Source organism: Comamonadaceae bacterium OTU4NAUVB1 (genome assembly GCA_024372625.1).
Lineage (GTDB): Bacteria > Pseudomonadota > Gammaproteobacteria > Burkholderiales > Burkholderiaceae_C > Variovorax.
The window spans coordinates 16,694-39,042 of the sequence record CP099605.1 but is presented as its reverse complement, the minus strand read 5'-3'; the positions used below and the strand labels follow the sequence as shown (position 1 = coordinate 39,042).

General features: G+C 70.7%; 20 protein-coding genes and 1 pseudogene. 11 read left to right on the top strand and 10 right to left on the bottom strand.

Features of this window, described 5'->3' with window-relative positions:
* Positions 1–14: 14 nt before the first annotated feature.
* The 7 genes and pseudogenes from NF681_03720 to NF681_03690 all read right to left on the bottom strand — a co-directional run bounded on the left by NF681_03720 (position 15) and on the right by NF681_03690 (position 6,486).
* Positions 15–1,052: a ParB/RepB/Spo0J family partition protein gene (locus tag NF681_03720; protein UST54332.1), complete on the bottom strand. Its 1,038-nt coding sequence runs from the start codon at positions 1,050–1,052 to the stop codon at positions 15–17.
* A 5-nt stretch (positions 1,053–1,057) separates the two neighbouring features.
* Positions 1,058–1,657: an alpha/beta hydrolase gene (locus tag NF681_03715; GenBank protein UST54331.1), complete on the bottom strand. Its 600-nt coding sequence runs from the start codon at positions 1,655–1,657 to the stop codon at positions 1,058–1,060.
* A 215-nt stretch (positions 1,658–1,872) separates the two neighbouring features.
* Positions 1,873–2,628: pseudogene (locus tag NF681_03710) on the bottom strand (AAA family ATPase).
* Between the two features lie 91 nt (positions 2,629–2,719).
* Complete coding sequence (locus NF681_03705; GenBank protein ID UST54330.1) at positions 2,720–3,334, bottom strand: LysE family translocator; 615 nt, start codon at positions 3,332–3,334, stop codon at positions 2,720–2,722.
* A gap of 205 nt (positions 3,335–3,539) precedes the next feature.
* Positions 3,540–4,232, bottom strand: a complete 693-nt coding sequence (gene rsmG / locus NF681_03700; GenBank protein UST54329.1) for a 16S rRNA (guanine(527)-N(7))-methyltransferase RsmG — start codon at positions 4,230–4,232, stop codon at positions 3,540–3,542.
* Positions 4,229–6,178 (bottom strand): tRNA uridine-5-carboxymethylaminomethyl(34) synthesis enzyme MnmG, encoded by a 1,950-nt coding sequence (gene mnmG / locus NF681_03695; GenBank protein UST54328.1) that lies wholly within the window; start codon positions 6,176–6,178, stop codon positions 4,229–4,231. The genes rsmG and mnmG overlap by 4 nt, the downstream gene beginning before the upstream one ends.
* Before the next feature lie 122 nt (positions 6,179–6,300).
* Positions 6,301–6,486, bottom strand: a complete 186-nt coding sequence (locus NF681_03690; GenBank protein UST54327.1) for a DUF1328 domain-containing protein — start codon at positions 6,484–6,486, stop codon at positions 6,301–6,303.
* A gap of 226 nt (positions 6,487–6,712) precedes the next feature.
* Between NF681_03690 and gstA the strand changes: the two genes are divergently transcribed.
* Both gstA and NF681_03680 read left to right on the top strand, forming a co-directional pair.
* A complete protein-coding gene (gene gstA, locus NF681_03685) occupies positions 6,713–7,333 on the top strand; it encodes a glutathione transferase GstA (GenBank protein UST54326.1) in 621 nt (206 codons plus the stop codon).
* 61 nt (positions 7,334–7,394) lie between these two features.
* Positions 7,395–8,498, top strand: a complete 1,104-nt coding sequence (locus tag NF681_03680; GenBank protein ID UST54325.1) for an alkene reductase — start codon at positions 7,395–7,397, stop codon at positions 8,496–8,498.
* Positions 8,499–8,546: 48 nt separating this feature from the next.
* Here the strand turns inward: NF681_03680 and NF681_03675 are convergent, their stop codons facing one another.
* The gene (locus tag NF681_03675) at positions 8,547–9,989 is read right to left on the bottom strand and encodes a sensor histidine kinase N-terminal domain-containing protein (GenBank protein ID UST54324.1); all 1,443 of its coding nucleotides are present in this window, start codon (positions 9,987–9,989) and stop codon (positions 8,547–8,549) included.
* Positions 9,986–10,675, bottom strand: a complete 690-nt coding sequence (locus NF681_03670; GenBank protein UST54323.1) for a response regulator transcription factor — start codon at positions 10,673–10,675, stop codon at positions 9,986–9,988. Before NF681_03670 ends, NF681_03675 begins: the two co-directional genes overlap by 4 nt.
* Positions 10,676–10,816: 141 nt before the next feature.
* Here NF681_03670 and NF681_03665 point away from each other — a divergent pair, with 141 nt between their 5' ends.
* The 7 genes from NF681_03665 to NF681_03635 all read left to right on the top strand — a co-directional run bounded on the left by NF681_03665 (position 10,817) and on the right by NF681_03635 (position 19,443).
* Positions 10,817–12,157, top strand: coding sequence for a TolC family protein (locus NF681_03665; protein ID UST54322.1), 1,341 nt, complete (start codon positions 10,817–10,819; stop codon positions 12,155–12,157).
* Positions 12,154–13,407 carry an efflux RND transporter periplasmic adaptor subunit gene (locus tag NF681_03660; GenBank protein UST54321.1) on the top strand — a complete coding sequence of 418 codons (1,254 nt, stop codon included), beginning with the start codon at positions 12,154–12,156 and terminating at the stop codon, positions 13,405–13,407. The genes NF681_03665 and NF681_03660 overlap by 4 nt, the downstream gene beginning before the upstream one ends.
* A complete protein-coding gene (locus NF681_03655; protein ID UST54320.1) occupies positions 13,404–16,535 on the top strand; it encodes a CusA/CzcA family heavy metal efflux RND transporter in 3,132 nt (1,043 codons plus the stop codon). The genes NF681_03660 and NF681_03655 overlap by 4 nt, the downstream gene beginning before the upstream one ends.
* Positions 16,536–16,545: 10 nt before the next feature.
* Complete coding sequence (locus NF681_03650; GenBank protein UST54319.1) at positions 16,546–17,385, top strand: alpha/beta hydrolase; 840 nt, start codon at positions 16,546–16,548, stop codon at positions 17,383–17,385.
* 47 nt (positions 17,386–17,432) lie between these two features.
* A complete protein-coding gene (locus tag NF681_03645; GenBank protein UST54318.1) occupies positions 17,433–17,747 on the top strand; it encodes a phosphopantetheine-binding protein in 315 nt (104 codons plus the stop codon).
* Between the two features lie 65 nt (positions 17,748–17,812).
* Positions 17,813–19,093 carry a beta-ketoacyl-[acyl-carrier-protein] synthase family protein gene (locus NF681_03640; GenBank protein UST55851.1) on the top strand — a complete coding sequence of 427 codons (1,281 nt, stop codon included), beginning with the start codon at positions 17,813–17,815 and terminating at the stop codon, positions 19,091–19,093.
* A 152-nt stretch (positions 19,094–19,245) separates the two neighbouring features.
* Positions 19,246–19,443 (top strand): heavy-metal-associated domain-containing protein, encoded by a 198-nt coding sequence (locus NF681_03635; GenBank protein UST54317.1) that lies wholly within the window; start codon positions 19,246–19,248, stop codon positions 19,441–19,443.
* Positions 19,444–19,521: 78 nt separating this feature from the next.
* On the opposite strand, the gene NF681_03630 is transcribed toward NF681_03635, so the two are convergent.
* A complete protein-coding gene (locus NF681_03630; GenBank protein UST54316.1) occupies positions 19,522–20,556 on the bottom strand; it encodes a TerB family tellurite resistance protein in 1,035 nt (344 codons plus the stop codon).
* Positions 20,557–21,231: 675 nt separating this feature from the next.
* On the opposite strand from NF681_03630, the gene NF681_03625 reads away from it, so the two are divergent.
* Positions 21,232–21,567, top strand: a complete 336-nt coding sequence (locus NF681_03625; protein UST54315.1) for a thioredoxin family protein — start codon at positions 21,232–21,234, stop codon at positions 21,565–21,567.
* Positions 21,568–21,785: 218 nt separating this feature from the next.
* Positions 21,786–22,325, top strand: coding sequence for a Spy/CpxP family protein refolding chaperone (locus tag NF681_03620; GenBank protein UST54314.1), 540 nt, complete (start codon positions 21,786–21,788; stop codon positions 22,323–22,325).
* The last annotated feature ends 24 nt before the right edge of the window (positions 22,326–22,349 follow it).

The following is a 22,349-nucleotide window of genomic DNA, read 5'->3' as shown; positions in this document are numbered from 1 at the left end:
CGCCGGGCCGGGTGTCAGGCCGGCATCCTGCGCAGGCGCTCGATGAGGCCGTTGAGGGCCTCCATCGAGCCGAAGTGGATCGCCAGCTCGCCGCTCTCCACCACCCGGTTGCCGCGATGACGGGTGCGCTTCTTGATGCGGACCTCGACGGCGGAGGTCAGCAGGTCGGCCAGTTCGCGCTCGACCTGCTTCAGGTCGCCCGACTTGTCCAGGGCATCGGACGCGGCACGGCGCGACGCGGCCGACGACGGCGCGGAGCCGAAGTCGGCGGCCAGCTTCTTGACCAGGGCCTCGGCCTCCCGCACCGACATCTTCTTCGCCGCGATCTGCGTGGCCGCCGTCACCTGCGCGCCCCGGTCGAGCGCCAGCAGCGCACGCGCGTGGCCCATGTCGATGTCGCCGGCCATCAGCATGGCCTGCGCGGCCTCGGCCAGGTTGAGCAGGCGCAGCAGGTTGCTGGCGGCGCTGCGCGAGCGGCCGACGGCCTGCGCGGCGGTCTCGTGCGTGAGGCCGAACTCCTCGATCAGGCGCTGCAGGCCCTGGGCCTCTTCGAGCGGATTCAGGTCCTCGCGCTGGATGTTCTCGATCAGCGACATGGCCGCCGCCGCCTCGTTGGCGACGTCGCGCACCAGCACCGGCACGCTGTCGAGTCCGGCGAGCTTGGCGGCACGGAAGCGGCGTTCGCCCGCGATGATTTCGTATTCCGCGTGCTTGAGCGCGGCCAGGTCGGGTTCCAGGCGGCGCACGAGGATGGGCTGCATGATGCCCTGCGCCTTGATGCTCTCGGCCAGCTCGTAGAGCGCGCCCTCGTCCATGCGGGTGCGTGGCTGGTAGGCGCCGGCGACCATCTGGTCGAGCCGCAGCACGGAGGGATCGATGCGCGCGCCGTTGGCGGCCGGACGCCCGTCGCCGGCCCGGCCGGCTTCCGCCGCGCCGGGGGCGCCGTCGCCGTCGCCGTCGTCGGCGCCGGTGGCACCGGTGGCGGCGTTGAAGGTCGGACCCAGCAGGGCTTCGAGTCCGCGGCCGAGGCCCTTGAGTTTCTTGGTAGCCATCGCGTTCAGTGCTCTTTCAGGAAGTCGTTCAGCAGCGCACGACCCTCGGGCCAGTCGCCCAGGCCGGAGTCGTGATTGAGGTGGCCGGCGTGGGTGCCGGCGGCGCCCTCCGCAGGAACGGGGTCGTATCGGATGTCGGCGGCGTCGACGAAGCGGGCGCCCCAGTCGGTGGCCAGCTGGCGCGATCGGACGGCCTCGCAATACGGGTCGTCGCCGGCCGCGATCATCAGCGAGGGAAACGGCAGGCGCTGGCGCACGATGGGTGCCCAGCCGGGAATGGTCTGGCGCAGGTCGTCGCGTTCCAGGTCGGCCGGCGCGACGAGCAGCGCGGCGCGCACCCGGTCGGTCCGGCGCGAGTGCGCGGCCCAGGCGGCCACCAGCAGGCAACCCAGGCTGTGGGCCACCAGCACGACCGGCGACGGCGCCGCGATGACCGCTTCCTCCAGCCGGATCGACCAGTCGCCGCGCAACGGGCGCACCCACTCGTGCTGTTCGACGCGGTGGTCGCCGTGCACGGCTTCCCAGCGGCTCTGCCAGTGGGTGGGGCCGCTGTCGTGCCAGCCGGGCAGCAGCAGCACGGTGGGGTCGCCCGATGCCGCGCTCATGCCGATTCGCGTGTCGATGTCGCCGGTCTGGCGGCATTGCCCGCGCCGGGTCCGGCGGCGTCCTGGGCCTTGCCGCCCTTGTCGCCCTTGCCGCCCTCGTCCCCCTGCTCGGTCTTCTCGCCCTTTTCAAGCTTCTCGCCCTTGCCCGCCTGCCTGGCCCTGGCGGCCGGCGACGACGCGGCGGACAGCGGCGCGAACATGCTCGCCGGCGGCATCTTCTCGACCAGCTCGCTCGCCAAGGCGACGAAGGCCTGGCTGCCCCTTGCCGAGGGGTCGAACACCACGCCCGGCAGGCCGTAGCTCGGCGCCTCGGCCAGCCGGACGTTGCGCGGGATGACGGTGTCGAACACCTTGTCGCCGAAGTGCGACTTGAGCTGCTCGCTGACCTGCTGCTGGAGCGTGATGCGCGGATCGAACATGACGCGCACCAGGTTCACGATCTGCAGGTTCTTGTTGAGGTTGGCGTGCACCTGCTTGATGGTGTTGACCAGGTCGGTCAGGCCTTCCAGCGCGAAGTACTCGCACTGCATCGGCACGATGACGCCGTGCGCGGCGCACAGGCCGTTGAGCGTGAGCAGGTTGAGACTGGGCGGGCAGTCGATGAGGATGAAGTCGTACTCGGCGCCGACGGCGGCCAGGGCGGTGCGCAGGCGCTTCTCGCGCCGGTCGAGCGCGACCATCTCGACCTCGGCGCCCGCGAGTTCGCGGTTGGCGCCCAGCACGTCGTAGCCGCAACGCTCCGAATGGACGCGCGCCTCGGCCACGGAGGCGGACTCCAGCAGGACGTCGTACACGGAGAGCTCCAGCTGGCGCTTGTCGACACCCGAACCCATGGTGGCGTTGCCCTGCGGATCGAGGTCGATCATCAGCACGCGCTGACCCACCTTGGCGAGTCCGGCGGCCAGGTTCACGGTGGTGGTGGTCTTGCCGACACCGCCCTTCTGGTTGGCGATGCAAAAAATCTTGGCCATGGCTTGCTCGATGTCTTTCGGTGCGTACAGGAACGGGATGACGGGAAACTGGAAGGCGGGATGGAAGCGGTGCGCGATCGTCGCGCCGGCCCTAGCGGCTGATGGCGAGCTTGATGCCGAACGCGATCAGGAATACGCCGGCGATCTTCTCGAGCGTGCTGCTCACGCGCGGGTTGGCGCGCAGGCGCTCGGCCAGGAAGTGCGTGAGCAGCGTGGCGCACGTGCCGTACAGGAAGGTCAGCACGGCGATGGTCAGCGCCATGACGGCGAAGGTCGTCAGGCCCTGGTGGCGGGCCGGATCGACGAACAGCGGAAAGAACGCCATGTAGAACACGATGGCCTTCGGATTGAGCAGCGTGATGAACAGCGCCTGGCGGAAGAACTGCCGGGGCCGGATGTTCAGGATGGGCGCATCGCCGGGCTTGGCGCGCAGCATCTTGAAGCCCAGCCAGGCGAGGTAGACGGCGCCCAGCCACTGCACGGCATGGAAGGCCGCCGGATAGGCCGCCAGCAGCGCGGCGACGCCCGCCACCGCCAGCCACATCAGCACCTGATCGCCGGCGATGACGCCGAAGGTCGCCGCCAGCCCGCCCCTGATGCCGCCCTTGCCGGTCGACGTGACGAGGGCCAGATTGCCCGGCCCGGGAATCAACAGGAACACGACGATGGCCACCACAAAAGCGCCGTAATCAGCAATGCCGAACATGGAATTTTCCTGGTTGACCGGGCGGATGAAAGGAGGCCGAGTCTAAGCCACGGCCATTGCGACCGCCTCGCCGCATGTGTTGCCGAACGCAATCGCCGGGAATCTCAGGCGCGTTGCGGGAACGATCGGCCAACGAGCGACGCGCGCGATGCAGCATGTTTCACGTGGAACACTCGCCGCCCGTACCTGGAAGAAGGCACCGGCTTCAGGCCGTCCTGGCGCGCGCCCACACCAGGCAGCGTTCGGCATCGAGACCCGGTACACGCAATGGTTCCACGTGAAACACATCGACATCGGCGGACAGCGCCGCCATTTCCTCGTCCGGCATCTTGCCCTTCATGGCCATCCATACGCCCGTTGTCGCGAGCAGCTGGCGGGAGCCGTCGCAGAAGTCGACCAGCGACGCGAAGGCCCGACAACTGACGACATCGTAGGCGCCCGAGAGCGTCTCCACACGTGCGTGCAGACCACGCAGGTTGGGCAACCCCAGCTCGACCGCCACCTGCTGCACGAACGCGGCCTTCTTGGCCACGGCATCCACGCACGTGACGTGGATGTCGTCGCGCAGGATGGCGATCACGACGCCCGGCAGTCCGGCACCGGCGCCGACGTCGATCAGCCGCATCCGCCCGGCATCGCCCTGCCCCGGCCCCGCACCAGCACCATGGGCCGTTCGCGTCGCTGCCGGCTTCTCGCGCCGCAAGGGCTCGATGACCGAGAGGCTGTCGAGCAGATGGTGCGTGAGCACCAGGGACGGGTCGCGGAGGGCCGTCAGGTTGTAGACCTTGTTCCACTTCAGGATCAACGCGCCGTAGGCCAGCAGCCGCTCGCATTGGCGCTCGGTCAATTCGACGCCGAGCGCCTTGGCGCCCTCTCGCAACGCGGCATCCTGGCTCATTCGGCCACCACCGCCGTGGTGGCCGTGTCGTCGGCGAACGCGCGGTGGCCTCCCTTGCGCAGGTGAACCATCAACAGCGAAATGGCCGCCGGCGTGACGCCGGAAATGCGCGAGGCCAGTCCGAGCGTTTCGGGCCGCTGACGCGCCAGCTTCTGCCGCACCTCGAAGCTCAACGCCGTGACCTGGGCGTAGTCGAAATCGGCCGGCAGACGCAGCGTCTCGAAATGCGACGCGCGCTCGACCTCGTCGTGCTGTCGATCGATGTAGCCCGCGTACTTGGCCGAGATCTCGACCTGCTCCACCTCCACGGCACCCAGCGGCGTCTTCGGCAGGTAGCGTCCTCCATCGAGCGACATGAGCGCTTCGTAGGTCACGTCCGGGCGCCGCAGGAGATCGCCGAGGTTGTATTCACGCTCGATCGCCTTGCCCAGCACGCGCTCCGATTCGGCGGCCGGCAGGTTGCGGGGATTCACCCAGGTCGATTTCAGGCGCTGTGTTTCACGTGAAACAACGTCGCGCTTGCGCGAGAAAGCGTCCCAGCGCGCATCGTCCACCAGGCCGAGTCGGCGACCGGCTTCGGTCAGGCGCATGTCGGCGTTGTCCTCGCGCAGCTGCAGCCGGAACTCCGCGCGGCTGGTGAACATGCGATAGGGCTCGGTCACGCCCTTGGTGATGAGGTCGTCGACCAGCACGCCCAGGTAGGCCTCGTCGCGGCGCGGGAGCCAGGCGTCCTCGCCCCGGCACTGCAGCGCGGCGTTGATGCCGGCGAACAGTCCTTGCGCCGCGGCCTCCTCGTAGCCCGTGGTGCCGTTGATCTGGCCGGCGAAGAACAGGCCCTGGATGGCGCGTGTCTCGAAGCTGCTCTTGAGCTCGCGCGGGTCGAAATAGTCGTACTCGATGGCGTAGCCGGGACGCAGGATGTGCGCGTTCTCCAGGCCCGCCATCGACCGCACGAGCTGGAGCTGGATGTCGAACGGCAGGCTGGTCGAGATGCCGTTGGGGTAGTACTCGTTGGTCGTCAGGCCTTCGGGCTCCAGGAAGATCTGATGGCTTTCCTTGTCGGCGAAGCGGTTGATCTTGTCTTCCACGCTCGGGCAATAGCGCGGACCGATGCCCTCGATCTTGCCGGTGAACATGGGGCTGCGGTCGAAACCGGAACGGATGATCTCGTGCGTGCGGGCGTTGGTGTGGGTGATCCAGCACGGCATCTGGGCCGGGTGCATGGCCGCATCGCCCATGAAACTGAAGACCGGCATGGCGGCCGTGGCGCCGCCCGGCATGCCGTCGCCGGGCTGCTCGACGCAGCGCGAGAAGTCGATGCTGCGGCCGTCGAGCCGGGGCGGCGTGCCGGTCTTCAGGCGCGCCTGCGGCAGCTTGAGTTCCTTCAGCCGCGCCGACAGCGTCGCCGCGGGGGGATCGCCAGCGCGCCCGGCCTGGTAGTTGTCCAGGCCGACGTGAATGCGCCCGTCGAGGAAGGTACCGGCGGTGAGCACCACCGTCCGCGCGCGGAAGGCGATGCCGACCTGCGTCACGGCGCCCACCACGCGGTCGCCCTCCACCATCAGGTCGTCCACGGCCTGCTGGAACAGGCTGAGGTTCGGCTGGTTCTCCAGGCGCCGGCGGATCGCGGCCTTGTAGAGCACGCGGTCGGCCTGGGCGCGGGTCGCGCGCACGGCCGGCCCCTTGCTGGAATTGAGGATGCGGAACTGGATGCCCGACTCGTCCGTTGCCAGGGCCATCGCGCCGCCGAGCGCGTCGACCTCGCGCACCAGATGGCCCTTGCCGATGCCGCCGATCGACGGGTTGCAGCTCATCTGCCCCAGCGTCTCGATGTTGTGGGTGAGCAGCAGGGTCTTGGCGCCCATGCGGGCGGACGCGAGAGCCGCTTCGGTGCCGGCATGGCCGCCGCCGACGACGATCACGTCGAATTCTTCGGGATAAAGCATGTGGAGGGAGCGCACTATCGCGTGCGCGGCGGTGGAGTCTCCGTGGGAGACGGGGTCGCAATTTTAAGCGTGCGACCTCGGAGGCGTGGCCCGTGGGGCCACCTCCCGCTGCGACCGGCGCGTCAGTCGATCGCTTTGCGCACCGCGCCCACGCCCAGTGCGGCGAGCACCAGGAAGATCACGGCCAGGACCAGGAACAGACCGAACAGGACCTTGGCGATGCCAGCGGCACCAGCGGCGACGCCGCCGAAGCCCAGGGCACCGGCGATGAGTGAAATGACCGCGAAAACGATGGCGTACTTCAACATGGAGGCTCCTTTGGCGCGACGGCGTGCCACGCATGCATACAGCGTAGAACAGGGGTCCGGACGCCGCACGGCCGGCCCGCGCGGCCACCCGTAGGACAAAAACGCGATGGCATGAGGGTCGCCCGATCCGCCGTCGTCCGCTTGCAGAATGCAGGCCGTTCCCCCATCTTCGTCACCCGCCCTTCCCTCTTTCTCCCCTTCCCTCATCCCCTCAAGGAATCGATCCATGAAGCTGTATTTCTCGCCGGGCGCCTGTTCGCTGTCGCCGCACATCGTCCTCATCGAAGCCGGTCTCGCGTTTGAACCCGTGCTCGCCAGCACCAAGAGCCACCAGCTCGCCGACGGCAGCGACTACTACGCCATCAATCCGCTGGGCTACGTGCCGCTGCTCGAACTCGACGACGGCACGCTGCTGCGCGAGGGCCCGGTGATCGTCCAGTACATCGCCGACCAGGTGCCCCTGAAGAACCTGGCGCCGGCCAACGGCACGCTGCCGCGCTACCGCCTGCAGGAATGGCTCAACTTCATCGGCACCGAGGTCCACAAGGGCTTCAGCCCGATGTTCAATCCCGCCACGCCCGACGAGACCAAGACGCAGGCCCGCGCCAAGCTGGCCAAGCGCTACGAATGGATCGAGCAGCAGCTCACCGGCAAGCAGTTCCTGATGGGCGACCACTTCTCCGTGGCCGACGCCTACCTGTTCACCGTGACCAACTGGGCCAAGCCCACCGGCGTGGACCTCGCCGCGTACCCGCAGGTGCAGGCCTGGCACGCCCGCATCGGCGAGCGCCCGGCGGTCAAGGAAGCCATGGCCGCGGAAGCCGCCGCCAAGGCATCGGCGAAGTAACGCGCGCTGCCTCGACCGCTCCATCGACCGCTCCATCGACATTTCCCAGGAAGATTTCGGCATGACCTCCCTCTACGAACCGGTCCAGTTCGGCGACCTGCAACTGGCCAACCGCGTCGTCATGGCACCCCTGACGCGCAACCGCTCCCCCGACGCCATCCCGCGCGACATCACCGCCACCTACTACGCGCAGCGTGCCACCGCCGGCCTGATCGTCACCGAAGCCACCGCCGTCAGCCACCAGGGCCAGGGCTACTCCGACGTTCCCGGCCTCTACGGCACCGAGCAACTCGACGGCTGGAAGCACGTGACCGATGCCGTGCACGCGGCCGGCGGCCGGATCGTCGTGCAGCTCTGGCACGTCGGGCGCATCTCGCACACCGAGCTGCAGCCCGACGGCGGCGCCCCGGTGGCGCCCTCGGCCATCCGCGCCAAGGCGCAGACCGTGCTGATCAAGGACGGCAAGGCGGAATTCGTCGACACGTCCGAGCCGCGCGCGCTCGACGTCGGCGAGCTGCCCGGCATCGTCCACACCTTCGCCGCGGCGGCGCGCAATGCCGTCGAGACCGCCGGGTTCGACGGCGTCGAGATCCATGCCGCCAACGGCTACCTGCTCGACCAGTTCCTCAAGAGCGGCAGCAACCAGCGCACCGACGACTACGGCGGCAGCATCGAGAACCGCGCCCGCCTGACGCTGGAGATCACGCGCGCGGTGGCCGACGCCATCGGCGGCGGCAGGACCGGCATCCGGCTGTCGCCCGTCACGCCCGCCAACGACGCCCAGGACGACGATCCGCAGCCGCTGTTCACCCACCTCGTCCAGCAGCTCGCCACCCTCGGTCTGGCCTACGTGCACGTGATCGAGGGCGCCACCGGCGGCAAGCGCGAACTCGACGACCGGCCCTTCGACTACGACGCCCTGGAAGCCGCCTACCGCACGGCCGGCGGCCGTGGGGCCTGGATGGTCAACAACGGCTACGACAAGGCCCTGGCCGAGCAGGCCGTCGAGGAAGGCGCCGACCTGGTGGCCTTCGGCCGCCCGTACATCGCCAATCCCGACCTCGTGCGCCGGCTGCGCGAAGGCGCTCCGCTCAACAAGCCCGACAAGGCCACGATGTACGGCGGCGGCGAGCACGGCTACACCGACTACCCCACGCTCGACTGAGCCGACGGGACCGCGCGGTGCGCGGTCGCCCCGGCCGGCCCACCGGCCTCAGCCGGCCGGCGCGGCGTGGTCCCAGGGCGCGAAGGTCACCTCGACCCGCAGGCCGGTGCTCCCGGGCGTGGTGCCGAAGCTGAGCTGCGCGTCCAGCAGCGTCGTGTAGCGCGCGATGATGGCCAGCCCCAGGCCCGCGCCCTGTCCCAGCTTCTGGCCGGCCGCGCCCTGCGCCCAGCGCCGCACGAGGTCGCGTTGCGCCGCCTTCGGGATGCCGGGGCCGTCGTCGGCCACGGCGAGCGTCGAGCCGGCGAGTTCGACCGTGATGGTGCGCCCGCCGTAGCGCAGCGCGTTGTCGATCAGGTTGTCCAGGATGCCTTCGACCAGCGCCGTGTTGGCCTCCATCGTGACCGGCGCGTCCAGGCCCCGTGCGCCCAGGTCCACGCCCTGCGCATCGGCGCGCGCGAGGTGGCGCATCACGGCCTGCTCGACCAGCAGGTCCAGGCGCACCGGCTCGCGGCGCAGCGTCGCGCGGCCCTCGTCGGCCAGCGCCAGCGCCAGCAGCTGGTCGACCAGGTGGCTCGCGCGCGACTGGCTCTGCGCGATGCGCTCGAGCTGCTCCCGCCAGACCGCCGGCGACTTCTGCGCGAGGCCGTAGTCGGCCAGCGCGCGGATGCCGGCCAGCGGCGTGCGCAGTTCGTGCGCGACGTTGCCGGCGAACTCGCGCTGCGCGCGCACGCTGTGGTCGAGGCGTTCGAGCAGCGAGTTGGCGGCCTCTCCCAGATGTTCGAGTTCGCGCGAGGTGCGCGCCACCGGCACCGGCGACAGGTCGTTGGCGTCGCGCCGGTCGAGCGCGCGCTGCAGGTCGCGCAGCGGATGCAGCTCGCGCCCGATGCTGCGCCACAGCCAGGCCGCCAGCAGCGTCAGCACCAGCATCTCGGGCACCAGCGTGTAGAGCAGCAGCCGCTCGATCATGGCGCGGCGCGCCCGGGTGGTCTGCGCGATGACGACGTGGAACGCCTGCTCCGGGTCGGGGTTCTCCAGCACCACGGCGCGCAGCGAACGTCCCTGGTAGACGACGTCCGAGAAGCGGTAGCGCGCGTTCGCGACCGGTTCGGGCGCCTGCAGTCCGGCATGGCCGGCGATGAGCGAGCCGTCGGGGCGCATGACGGCGAAGAACACCGCCTCGGACTGGTCGAACAGCACGCTGGTGATCTCGCGCGGCGTCAGCAGGAATTCCATGCCCCGCGCGCCGCCCGCGCGCACGTTGGCCGAGACGGAATAGGCATCGTCGAGCATCGCGCGGTCGAAGGCCTGGCCGGTGAAGTAGTTGGCCACGCCCAGCGACAGCCCCGAGCCCAGCAGCCAGGTCAGCGCCAGCGGCAGCAGCACGCCGCGCAGCACCCGCGCGGTGAGGGAGGGCGCGCGCCGCCGCCCGGGCGCCGCGCGCCAGCGCGCCCGGGCGACCGGGGCCGGCGCCGCGTCGTGGACGGCGCTCATCGGCCGGGTTCGAGCAGGTAGCCGATGCCGCGCAGCGTGCGGATGCTGGCGCCGCTGCCGGCGAGCTTCTTGCGCAGGCGCGAGATGAAGGCCTCCAGGGCGTTGTCGCCCAGGGCCTCGTCGAAGGTGGACAGCTTGTCGGACAGCGTGCGCTTGCTGACGGTGCGCCCGGGCGGACTCATCAGCTCCCACAGCACCTCGAATTCGCGCGCCGGCAGTTCGAGCAGCTGGTCGTCGACCGCGAAGCGCCGCGCCTTGCGGTCCAGGCGCAGGGCGCCGAGCACGGCGATGTCGTCGGTGCCGATCGCGCGGCGCACCAGGGCACGCAGCCGCGCCTCGACCTCGGCCAGGTCGAAGGGCTTGCCCAGGTAGTCGTCGGCCCCGGCGTCGAGGCCGGCGATGCGCTCGTCGGTGCGGTCGCGCGCGGTGAGCACCAGCACCGGCGTGCGGTCGCCTCGCGCGCGGGCGCGGCGCAGCACCGTAAGGCCGCTGCCCAGGATGCCGGCGGGCCCGGCATAGGCCGGCAGCGTGAGGTCCAGCAGCACGGCGTCGAAAGGCTGGATGCGCCAGAGGTGGTCGGCGTCCTCGACGTTCGTCGCCACGTCCACGCGGTGGCCCGCGTCCGCGAGGCTGCGCAGCATCACGTCGCGCAGCACGGCATCGTCTTCGACCAGCAGGATTCGCACGGAAAGTCTCGCAGGGATAAGGAAAGAGCGGGCCACCGCGCGGCGGTCAGCCACGCGTCAGCAGGAGGGCGCGATAAACGCGGCATGAGCATACGACGGCAAGCCGCATGGGCGGCATTCTGGATCGCGGGGACGAGCGGCATGGCGCTCGCCCAGCAACTTCCTTCCACCGCGCCGCAGCCTTTCCCGGCGCGGCAGGGCCCCTCCTCGGCCCCCCTCGCCCCCTCGACCCCGACGGTCTCCGGGGCGGCGGTCATCCCCGCGTCGGTCGCCGCCGTGCTGCCCGCGCCGCTGACGCTCGACGAGGTGCTGCGCGCCGCGCGCGAGAACCCCGACGTGAGCGCCTCGCGCCTGGCCCTGTCGGCCGCGCGCGCCGACATCCTCGCGGCCGATCACGCGCCCTCGCCGGTGCTCACGGCCAAGGCGGCCTCGATCGACCTGCAGAACGGCGTCGGCACGGGCGGCCTCGCGCGCAAGCGCGTGGACAGCTCGGTGGGCGTGGACTGGACCTGGGAGCGCGGCGGCAAGCGCGCCGCGCGCACCGCCGCGGCCGAACGCGCCGCCGATGCCGCGCGCTTCGACATCGACGACGTGCAGCTCGACCAGCAGCTCGTCGCCGGCAGCGCCTTCTACGACCTGCTCGGCGCGCAGGAGCGCATCGTCGAGATCAACGCCATCGAGCGCAGCGCCTCGCAGCTCGCGGGCACCGCCACGCGCCGCGTGCAGGCCGGCGACCTGCCGGCGCAGGAAGCCGCCCGCACCGAGGTCGAGGCCCAGCGCAGCGCCGTCGACCTGCGCGCGGCCGAACTCGACCGCGACCGCGCCCAGCTGGTGCTGGCGCGGATCCTGGGCGCCACCGCGGCGGTGCGCGGACGCCTCGCCGGCACCGACTGGCCGGTGCTGGGGATGCTGCCGTACGGCACGGCCGGCGAGGTCGACCTCGACACGCTGATCGAGAACCGCGCCGACATCCGCGCGGCGCGCGCCCGCGTGGCCTCGGCGAGCGCCTCGCTGGACAACGCCCAGGCGCAGCGCACGGCCGACGTCACCATCGGCGCGTCGCTCGAGCGCTACCCGACCACGTCGAACCGCCTGCTGGAAGTGCGCGCCTCGATCCCGCTGCTGTTCAACTACCGCGCCGAGGGCGAGATCGGCCGTGCCCTGGCGGTCTACACGCAGACCCAGGAGAACCTGGATCGCGCGCGCAACGACGCCCGGCTCGAACTCCAGCGCCTGCGCGCCGAGGCCGAGTCGAACGCGCGGCGCCTGCAGGTGTTCCAGCGCGACATCCTCGGCGGCGCCCAGAAGCTCGCCGACAACGCCGAGCTGGCCTACCGCCGCGGCGCCCTGTCGCTGACCGACCTGCTCGACGCGCGCCGCACGCTGCGCGCCACCCAGCTCGACGCCATCAACGCCCGCGTCGATCACGCCAAGGCCACGCTCGCCTGGCGCCTGCGCACCCAAACCTCGCCCACACCATGACCACCTCCCTCCTCACCCCCGTCCCGCCGTCGCGGTCCACCGGGTTCGCGGCCGTCGCCTTCGCCGCCATGCTGATGCTCGCGGGCTGCGGCGGGCGCGAGGCGCCCCCGGTCAACACCGAGCCGCCCGCGCCCATCGTGCAGGGCAACCAGATCCGCTTCGCGCCCGACCATCCGCAGCTCAAGCTGCTGGCCGTGGTGCCCGCCACCGCCGCCCGGAGCGTGAGCGTCGACCTGCCCGGGCGCCTGGTCTGGAACGAGGAGCGCACGCAGCGCGTGTTCGCGCCCTTCGCCGGCCGCGTCACCGACATCCGGGCCGACGTCGGCCAGAGCGTGAAGGCGGGCGACCTGCTCGCCCAGCTGGCCTCGCCGGACTTCGGCATCGCCCAGGCCGACACCGCCAAGGCGCAGGCCGACGCGTCGTTCTCGCGCAAGAACCTGGAGCGCCAGCGCGAGCTGTTCCAGGCCGGCATCATCGCCCGCAAGGACCTGGAGCAGGCCGAGGCCGAATCCGCCCGCTCGCAGGCCGAGGCCTCGCGCGCCGGCGCCCGCACCACGATGTACGGCGGCGGCATGGGTGTGAACCAGCGCTTCGGCATCCGCGCGGGCATCAACGGCGTGGTGGTCGAGCGCAACCTCAACCCCGGCCAGGAGCTGCGTCCCGACCAGTCGGGCCCCGGCACGCAGGCGCTGTTCGTGGTGACCGACCCGACCTCGCTGTGGGTGCAGATCGACGCCAAGGAAAACGACATCGGCAGCCTGCAGAAGGGCGCCACCTTCACCGTGCAGGTGCCGGCCTATCCGGGCGAGAGCTTCACCGGCCGCGTCGCGGCGGCCTCCGACTTCATCGACCCGACCACCCGCACCATCAAGATCCGCGGCGTGATCGCCAACACCGACCGCCGCCTGAAGGGCGAGATGCTGGTGACCGCCCTGGTCGACGAGGTGCTCACGGGCACGGTGGTGCCGGCGCGCGCGGTCACGCTCGAGGGCAACAACCAGACCGTCTACGTGCAGACCCAGCCCGGCGTGTTCGAGCCGCGCCGCGTGAAGATCGGCCACACCGGCACGCGCGAGGTGGTCATCGCGAGCGGCCTCGCCGTGGGCGAGCAGGTGGTGGCGGACAACGCGCTGCTGCTGGCGCGCCAGTTCGCCGTGGCGCGCGAGGACGCGCGGCCCGCCACGCCGGCCGGGGGCACCGCCCCCGCCGCCGCCAGGGCTTCGGCCGCCAGCGGAACGGCCAAGCCATGAAGCGCCTCGTCCAGTACGCCCTGCACCAGCCGCTGTTCATCGTCCTGGGCACGCTGCTGTTCGCGATGGCGGGCGTCTTCGCGTTCAAGAACCTGTCGGTGGAGGCCTTCCCGGACGTGACCGACACCCAGGTCACGGTGATCTCGCTGTTCCCCGGCCGTGCCGCCGAGGAGGTCGAGAAGCAGGTCACGCTGCCCATCGAGGTGGCGCTCGCCGGCCTGCCCAACTCGATCCGGGTGTTCTCCCACACCCAGTTCGGCCTGTCCTTCACCGTCGTCACGTACGACGACAAGGCCGAGGTCAACCTCGCGCGCCAGCAGGTCGCCGAGCGCCTGCGCGGCGTCGACCTGCCCGAGGGCGTGGAGGCCGACATCGCGCCCAACGCCACGCCGGTCGGCGAGATCATGCGCTACCGCCTGCGCGGCGACGGCCTGTCCACCACCGAGCTGCGCACGCTGGAGGACTGGACCGTGGAGCGCGGCCTGCGCCAGGTGCCCGGCGTGGCCGACGTGGTGGCCATGGGCGGCGCCATCAAGCAGTACGAGGTCCAGCCCGACCTCGACAAGCTGCGCGCGTACAAGGTCACGTTCCAGAACCTGCTCGACGCGCTGGGCCGCGGCAACTCCAACGCCGGCGGCAGCTACGTGCGTCAGGGCGCGCAGCAGTACACCATCCGCGGCCTGGGCCTGCTGCAGTCGTCCGACGACATCGGCCGCATCGTGGTGGCCGCGCGCAACGGCACCCCGATCCTGATCCGCGACATCGCCCAGGTGAAGATCGGCGCCGTGCCGCGCCTGGGCGTGGTCGGCCAGGACAACGACGACGACGTCGTCACCGGCATCGTCATCATGCGAAAGGGCGAGAACCCGAGCGTGGTGTTGAAGGGCGTGAAGGACAAGATCGCCGACATGAACGCGCGCGCCCTGCCCCCGGGCGTGCAGATTGTGCCGTTCTACGACCGCACCTGGCTGATGGAGAAGACCCTCTCCACCGTGTTCCGCAACCTGGTCGAGGGCGCGCTGCTGGTGGCGGTGGTGCTCTACGTGTTCCTGTCGAACTTCCGCGCCAGCCTGGCGGTGGTGGTGGTGATCCCGCTGGCGCTGCTGTCGACCTTCATGGGCCTGAAGATCATGGGCGTGCCGGCCAACCTGCTGTCGCTGGGGGCCATGGACTTCGGCATCATCGTGGACGGCGCGGTGATCGTGATCGAGAACATCATGCACCGCCTGGCCGAGAAGAAGGAGACCATGGACCCGCAGGAGCGGCGCTCCGTGATCGTCAAGGCGGTCACCGAGGTCGGCCGCCCGACGCTGTTCTCGATGCTGATCATCATCGCCGCGCACATCCCGATCTTCGCGCTGCAGCGCCACGAGGGCCGGATCTTCCAGCCGATGGCGCTGTCGGTGACCTCGGCGCTGATCGGCTCGCTGATCTTCTCGCTCACCCTGGTGCCGCTGCTGGCCTTCTGGATGCTGCGCAAGAAGCTGCCGCACGGCGACAACCGCGTGGTGCGCGGCGCCAAGCACTTCTACGCGCCGATCCTGGACTGGGCGCTGCGCCGCCGCCGCACGGTGATGGTGATCGCGGTGGCCGCCTTCGCCCTGACGACGGTGGTGGCCGCGCGGCTGGGCTCGGAGTTCCTGCCCGAACTCGACGAGGGCACGACCTGGGTCAACTTCACGCTCTCGCCCAACGTCTCGACGCAGGAGGCCTCGCGCATCCTGCACATGGCGCGCAAGGCGCTGCTGACCGTGCCGGAGGTGCGCACCACCGTCTCCAAGGCCGGCCAGCCCGAGGACGGCACCGACCCCAAGACCATCTCGATGGCCGAGATCTTCGTGGACATCAAGCCCGAGGAGGAATGGCGCAAGGGCATGACGAAGGCGAAGATCACCGAGGAGATGAACCGGGTGCTGTCGGCCATCCCGAGCATCGATCCGGCGTTCTCCCAGCCCATCCGCGACAACGTGCTGGAGTCGATCTCCCAGATCAAGGGCCAGATCGTGATCAAGCTGGCCGGCGACGACCTCGCGCTGATGAAGCAGACCACCGACCAGATCGCCCGCGAAGCCAAGCAGGTCCAGGGCGTGGTCCGCGCGGAGATCGACCGCGACGGCCAGGTGCCGCAGCTGCTGCTGGACATCGACCGCGACCGTGCCTCGCGCTACGGCCTCAACGTGGGCGACATCCAGGACGTGATCGAGGCGGCGCTCGCCGGCAAGGCCGCGACCAGCCTGTGGGAGGGCGAGCGCAAGTTCGCCGTCGCCGTGCGCCTGCCGCCCGACGAGCGCGTCATGTCCAACCTGCGCCGCACCCCCATCGCCACGCCCGACGGCGGCTTCGTGACGCTGGGCGACGTGGTCAACGTGCGCGAGACCACCGGCGCGATGAACATCGCCCGCGAGTCCGGCCGCCGCACCACCGCCATCGGCATCTTCATCGCCGGGCGCGACATGGGCTCGGTGGTGGCCGACATGAAGGCGCGCGTCGAGCAGAACGTGGTGGTGCCCCCGGGCTACCAGGTCAACTGGTCGGGCGAGTTCGAGAACCAGGAGCGCGCGATGAAGCGCCTCGCGGTGGTCGTGCCGATCTCGCTGCTGCTGATCTTCGTGCTGCTGTTCGACGCCTTCAAGTCGCTCAAGATCGCCTCGCTCATCCTGATGAACGTGCCCCTGGCGCTCATCGGCGGCTTCGTGGCGCTGGGCGTCTTCGGCATCCCGCTGTCGGTGTCTGCGGCCATCGGCTTCATCGCGCTGTCGGGTCAGGCGGTGCTCAACGGGGTGGTGATGCTGTCGGTGTTCCAGCAGCTGCGCAACGAGGGCCACGACGTGGTCCAGGCGGTGCGCCTGGGCTCGATGCAGCGCCTGCGCACGGTGCTCATGACCGCCATGCTCGCGGCGCTGGGCCTGCTGCCGATGGCGCTGTCCCACGAGATCGGCTCGGAGACCCAGCGGCCACTGGCCATCGTGGTGATCGGCGGGTTGTTCACGGCCACGCTGCTCACCCTGGTGGTGCTGCCGGCGCTGTACGTCTCGTGGTTCGCGCCGCGCGCGGGCGACAAGCCGTCCGCGCCGGCGCGCAGGACCCGTCCGGGCCCCATCGATCCGGCTGCCGAACACGTCGCGTGAAGGTGCCCGCATGAATCCGCTCGATGTCCCCGATGCGCCGGTCCCGCGCCAGGTCGAGCCCCGGCGCATGGCGGCGGTCCTGCTGCACGGCCTGTGCAGCACCGCCGACGAACTGCGCTCGGTGGAGACCTCGCTGGGGGACCTGGGCTGCACGGTGCGGCCGATGGACATCCCGGGCTATTCCTTCGATCCGACGCTCGACGTCCAGCGGGCCTCGCGCAGCGAGCGCTGGATCGACGCCCTCGAGCACGAGATCGACGCGCTGCGCGCCACGCACGACCGCGTGATGCTGGTCGGGATCTCCGCCGGCGCCTCCCTCGCGCTGGCCGCGGCGATCCGCTGCGGCGCGCGGGTCGACGCGCTGGTGCTGATGTCGACCACGCTGCGCTTCGACGGCTGGGCCGTGCCGCGCTGGCGCTTCCTGCTGCCGCTGGTGCTCTACACGCCGCTCGGGCGGTTCTGGAAATACCGCGAGCGGGCGCCCTACGGGGTGAAGAACGAGCGCGTGCGCGCCTGGATCGAGCGCGAGCTGCGCACGCGCCGCGTCTCCAGCGCCGGCAGCTCGGTCATCGGCGTGGGCCACCTGCGCGAGCACGACCGGCTGCTGCGCCACGTGCGCGCCAACCTCGCGCGCGTGGTCTGCCCCAGCGTGCTGGCGCTGCACGCGCGCCAGGACGAGGTCGCGGGCATCGGCAACCTCGGCATCCTCGCGCGCGGCCTGGGCTGCGCGGCGTTCCGCTCGGTGGTGCTGGGCAACAGCTTCCACATGATCACCATCGACAACGACCGTCGCCAGGTGGTGCGCGAGACGCTCGAGTTCGCCACCACCGTCAGCCACGGCACCGCCTGAGGGCGCCCGCTCCTTCCCCGACCGCGCTCCCTTCCAGGAGGATCTCCGTGAACACCCCCACCTTCAACTCCATCGCCGGCATCCTGCAGGCCGACTTCCGCATGGCGCGCGAGCGCATCGTGCCCGAGCGCACGCTGGTCGAGCTCGGACTCGACTCGCTGTCGCTGTCGCTGATGGAATTCGTCTTCGCCGTCGAGGACGCCTTCCGCCTGCGCATTCCCGAGGAACGCCTCGACCCGCGCGCGGCCGGCCTGACGCTCGGACGCCTGTGCGAGGTGATCGACGAGATGATGGACACCGCCAGCGTCGCCGTCGTCCCGGGCGTCGCGTCCGGCGCGCCGCTGCGCACCGCGCGGGCCTGAGCGCGGCCGGCCGCTCGCGCCCCATGAAACGCGTCCATCCCACGGCGGGCGTCGCGCGCCGCCGCATGCGGCCGACCGACACGTCGGCGCCCGCCGTGCCCGCGCCCCTGTCGCGCGCGCCGCGCATCGCCATCGCGGGCCTGGGCTTCGTCAGTCCGCTGGGCCGCACGGTCGAGGCGCTCGACGCCGCGCTGTTCACCGGCCGCTCCGCGGTGGTGGCGCGCACGGTGACCATCGGCGCGCTGGAACCCCTGCATCTGGCCGTCGCGCCGTGCGACTTCGACAGCGACGGTGCGCGCGGCCATTCGAACCTGCCGCTCGACCGCGGCACCGCCATGGCTGTCGCCGCGGCGCGCGACGCCTGGGCCGGCGCCGACCTGGCCGGTGCCGCCGTGGACCCCGAGCGACTGGGCGTGTACTGGGGCAGCGGCATGGCCGGGGCCGCCACCTTCGACGCCACCACGCGGGCCCTCTATGGCGAGGGCCGGCGCGTGCGTCCGACCGCCGTGCTCACCACCATGCCCAACGCCGCCGTGGCGGAGCTGGCGTTGCATTTCGGCGCCCGGGGCGCGGCCCTGGGCTACGCGTGCGCCTGCGCCTCCTCGGCCGTGGCGATCGGCGAGGCGATGCGCGCCATCCGTGGCGGCTGGATCGACGTCGCCATCGTCGGCGGACACGACGCCATGCTGGTGCCCAGCACGCTGGCGGGCTGGCAGGCGATGCGCGTCGTCGCGCCGCCACCGGCGGGCGCGCCGGAGACCGCGTGCCGACCCTTCTCAGCCGACCGCGCGGGCTTCGCGCTCGGCGAGGGCGCCGTGGCGCTGGTGATCGAATCCGAGGCGCATGCGCGCGGCCGGGGTCGCGCCCCCTCGGCGATGCTGTCGGGCTACGCCACCAACTGCGACGGCGTGCACCTGACCCATCCCGACGCCGCCGGCCAGGTCCGCGCGATGCGCGCCGCCCTACGGGACGCCGGCCTGCGTCCCGTCGACATCGGCTACCTCAACGCGCACGGCACGGCCACCGGCGCCGGCGATGCGGCCGAGGCGGCATCGATGCACGAGGTGTTCGGCAGCGGCGTGCCGGTGGGTTCCACCAAGGCCATCCACGGCCACCTGCTGGGCGGCGGGGGCGCGCTCGAACTCGTCGCCGCGCTGCGCGCGCTCGCGCGCGGCCTGCTGCCGCCGACCGCCCACCTGGACGCGCCCGACCCGGCCTTCGCCGCCCGCCCGCTGGACTTCCTGCGCGGCGCCGCGCGCGCGGCGCCGGGACTGCGCCATGCCATGTCCAATTCGTTCGCCTTCGGCGGCACGAACGCGGTGCTGATCGCGTCCCGGGTCGACTGAAACCGCGACGGGACGGCCGCCACGACCGTGGCGGTCCCGCGCCGTCCATCCCCGCCCGACGCGATGGCGCGGCCGGGTCCGGCGCGTGGCGTCGCACCGTGGCGCGACGCTCGACGTCGAATCCCCCGTCCAACGCGCTTGAGGAGCACACGATGAGCCAGAAATTCGAAGTCACCGGCATGAGCTGCGGCCATTGCGTCAACGTCGTCCAGGAAGCGGTGCGCACGGTCGATCCCGAGGCCCAGGTCACGGTCGATCTCGAGACCGGACACGTCGACGTCGTGAGCGGACAACCGCGCGCGGACATCGCCGCGGCGATCGAGAACGCGGGCTACGCGGTTCACGCCTGACCCTGCCCGGTCGCCCGGGGCCGCGACACGGGCGCCCGGTACCGCGACGACCGGCGCAGCCGGTCGCGCGATTTTTTTTCAGGCCCCGCGCACCATCGACAGGATCTGCGAGGGGTTGATGGTGCGTGCCTTCTCCTGGATGGCGGGCAGGTAGCGGGTCTGCAGGCCCTGCCCTTCCTTCATCACGCCGGCATAGGCGTCCTTGAGCATCTGGGTCGACAGCGTCCGGCCGCCGGCGTAGTAGCGCTTGGCGACGTGGCCCAGCGCATAGGTCGTGGCGAAGCTCATGCCCGAGCTGACGGCCTGGCGGCCCACGCCGCCCAGCAACCCGCCTCCGACCTTGCCCAGCAGCCCGCCCAGCAGCTTGCGCCCGGCCTGTTCGAGGTACTGCGAGGTCAGGCCGACGCCCACGGTCGCGATGAAATCCTTGATGTGCCCGCTGTCGAGTTCGAAACCGTGCGCCTTGCCGATCCGGTAGACGAGCTTCATCTGCAGCGGAATGATGGCCATCGTCGACAGCGTCTCGGGCAGCAGTTCCAGCGCGCCGTTGAGGATGGCGGCGTTGAGGATGGCCTGGTCGAGTTCGGCGGCATCGACGCTCGACGTCGCCGCGGCGACGGGACCGGTCGAGGCGGTCGCGAGGGCGGCCGTCGCCGTGGCGGCGCCAGCGGCGGTGACGGCGCTGGCGGCGGTCATGCCCGCCACGCCGGTCGACGCGTCGCCCGGCGACACCAGCGGCACTTCGGCAAGCGCTTCCGCCTCGGCCGAGAACCGGCCCGACTCGGAAGCGTCCAGTCCCAGCGCGTGCCGGGTTTCGTCCAGGAAACGGCGTTCGGCCGGCGACAGCGTGCCATCGGCGTCGCACACGCAGACCGCCATTTCGTAGGCCAGTTGGCGCATGCCGCGATCGGGAAGCGCCGCCACCACGTCGGGCAGCGCCACCCGCTTCATCAACACGTTCTGGTAGAGCGCCGGCAGGTGGACGCCTTCCGCCTGGGACAGGCCTTCGGCGATGCGCTTGATCTCCGCGCGTTCGCGCTCGTGCTTGTCATTGTCTGCAAAGGCCGCCAGCAGACTGAGGGTGAGGACGGCTTGGTTTTCGGATGCGTTCATGAAGAGGCCTTTTGAAGAAAAACGACGCCGCAGGCGTCAAAAAATTTTTTGGAGGTCGATCGCGACGGCTCGGTTTTCGCCGCGCGCGGGACCCGCGCTTCTCCCCACGATCGTGGGGCAACTCTGTGGATAACACCGGCACTTCCCTGTAGAGGTCGGCCAAGTCCTTGTTTTTGAAAGAGAAACAACGCCCTGCCTTAAATTTGAGCAGTGCATGACTTTTCGTGCGGGGCTCCTTTCCCAGATTCCGAGGGCCCTGTCAAAGGACAAGTCTGGGGACGTTTTCGGCATAACCGATGACTTGTCCACAGCGCGGCGACGGTCTTCAAAGTTATCCCTTTTGCAGAATCACGCAAAGACACGGCTGCGCACAGGCCACGACACGACGCAAGTCGTTGCCACGAAAGCAGAAAAACGGCATATCCACAGCCGAGCGCGACCCTTACCTACTACTACTAACTTAAATAAGAGAAACAAGAGATAGGAACGAAGCGGAAGCTTCGGCCGAGCAAATGCAGCCGGGCCCTGACGGGCCGTTCGGCAAAGGAAGTGCTGAATACGCGGGCGACGCCACTTCCGGAGGCGGTCGAGGTTTTGCAGAAATCGGCAAAGGTTCCATCGAGAGGGGCGTTTTCCTGACGATCGCCTTCAGCGCCTCCAGGCGACGATTGCGGCATGACCACTCCCTACACCCCCGAAACCCTGACCCGTGCCGACGTGGACGCTCTGAGAGGCCTCGCCGTGCTGGATTTCGGCACCAACTGGTGCGGCTTCTGTCAGGCCGCGCGGCCGCACGTGGATCGGGCGCTGGAACCGCACGCCGACGTCGCCCACCTGAAGGTCGAGGACGGCAGCGGGCGTCCGCTGGGCCGGTCCTTCCACGTCAAGCTGTGGCCGACCCTGGTGTTCCTGCGTGATGGCCGGGAGATCGACCGGCTGGTGCGTCCGCGCGCCAGCACCGAGGTCGAGGCCGCGCTGGCACGCCTGCGCGACGCCGGCGCGCCCGCCTGAGGCGGCCGGGGCCCGGCGCCGGCAGGCGGGGCGAGGCGGGAGCGTTCACGCGATCTTTACGCTCCCACACGCCGTGCTTACGTGCGCGCCGGGGACGCGACACGCGGCGAACCCAGACTTCCCTCACCCGCTGCAGATCCGCAGCGGGAAGGTCCCCGGCACCGCCAGACGGTGCCGGAACCTTCCATCCAAGCCGTTCAGTTCAGGAAGTCATCGCCATGATCACGTCACGCCAACGCATCCTCGCAGCCGCGCTGCTGGCCTCGGCCGCCTTCGCCGCTTCCGCCCAGACCCCCCTGCCCGCTCCGGCGCCCCAGGCCGGATCCGCCGCCACCGCCACCGCCGAGCCGCGTGCCCGCCCGATGCACGACGGCAAGTCCGCCGAGCGCCATCAGGAGCGCCGCGCCAGGCATCTGGAGGCCTTGAAGACGCAGCTCAAGCTCGACGCCACGCAGGAAGCCGCCTGGAGCAACTTCGTGGCCGCGACCCAGCCGCCGGCACGCGGTCCGCGTCCCGACCGTGCCGAGCTCGAAAAGCTGACGACGCCGCAGCGCCTGGACCGCATGCAGGCCCACCAGGCCGAGCACGCGGCTTCCTTCGCCCGGCGCAACGACGCCACCCGTGCGCTGTACGCGGCCCTGAAGCCTGATCAGCAGAAGGTGTTCGACGCGCAGACGCTGCGCCGTGGCGGCCCTTCGCACGCGGGCCACGGCGGCCCGCAGCATCGCCGCATGCACGAGGCCCCCGTCAAGGGCTGAGGACCCTGGCGGCCGTCGACGAAG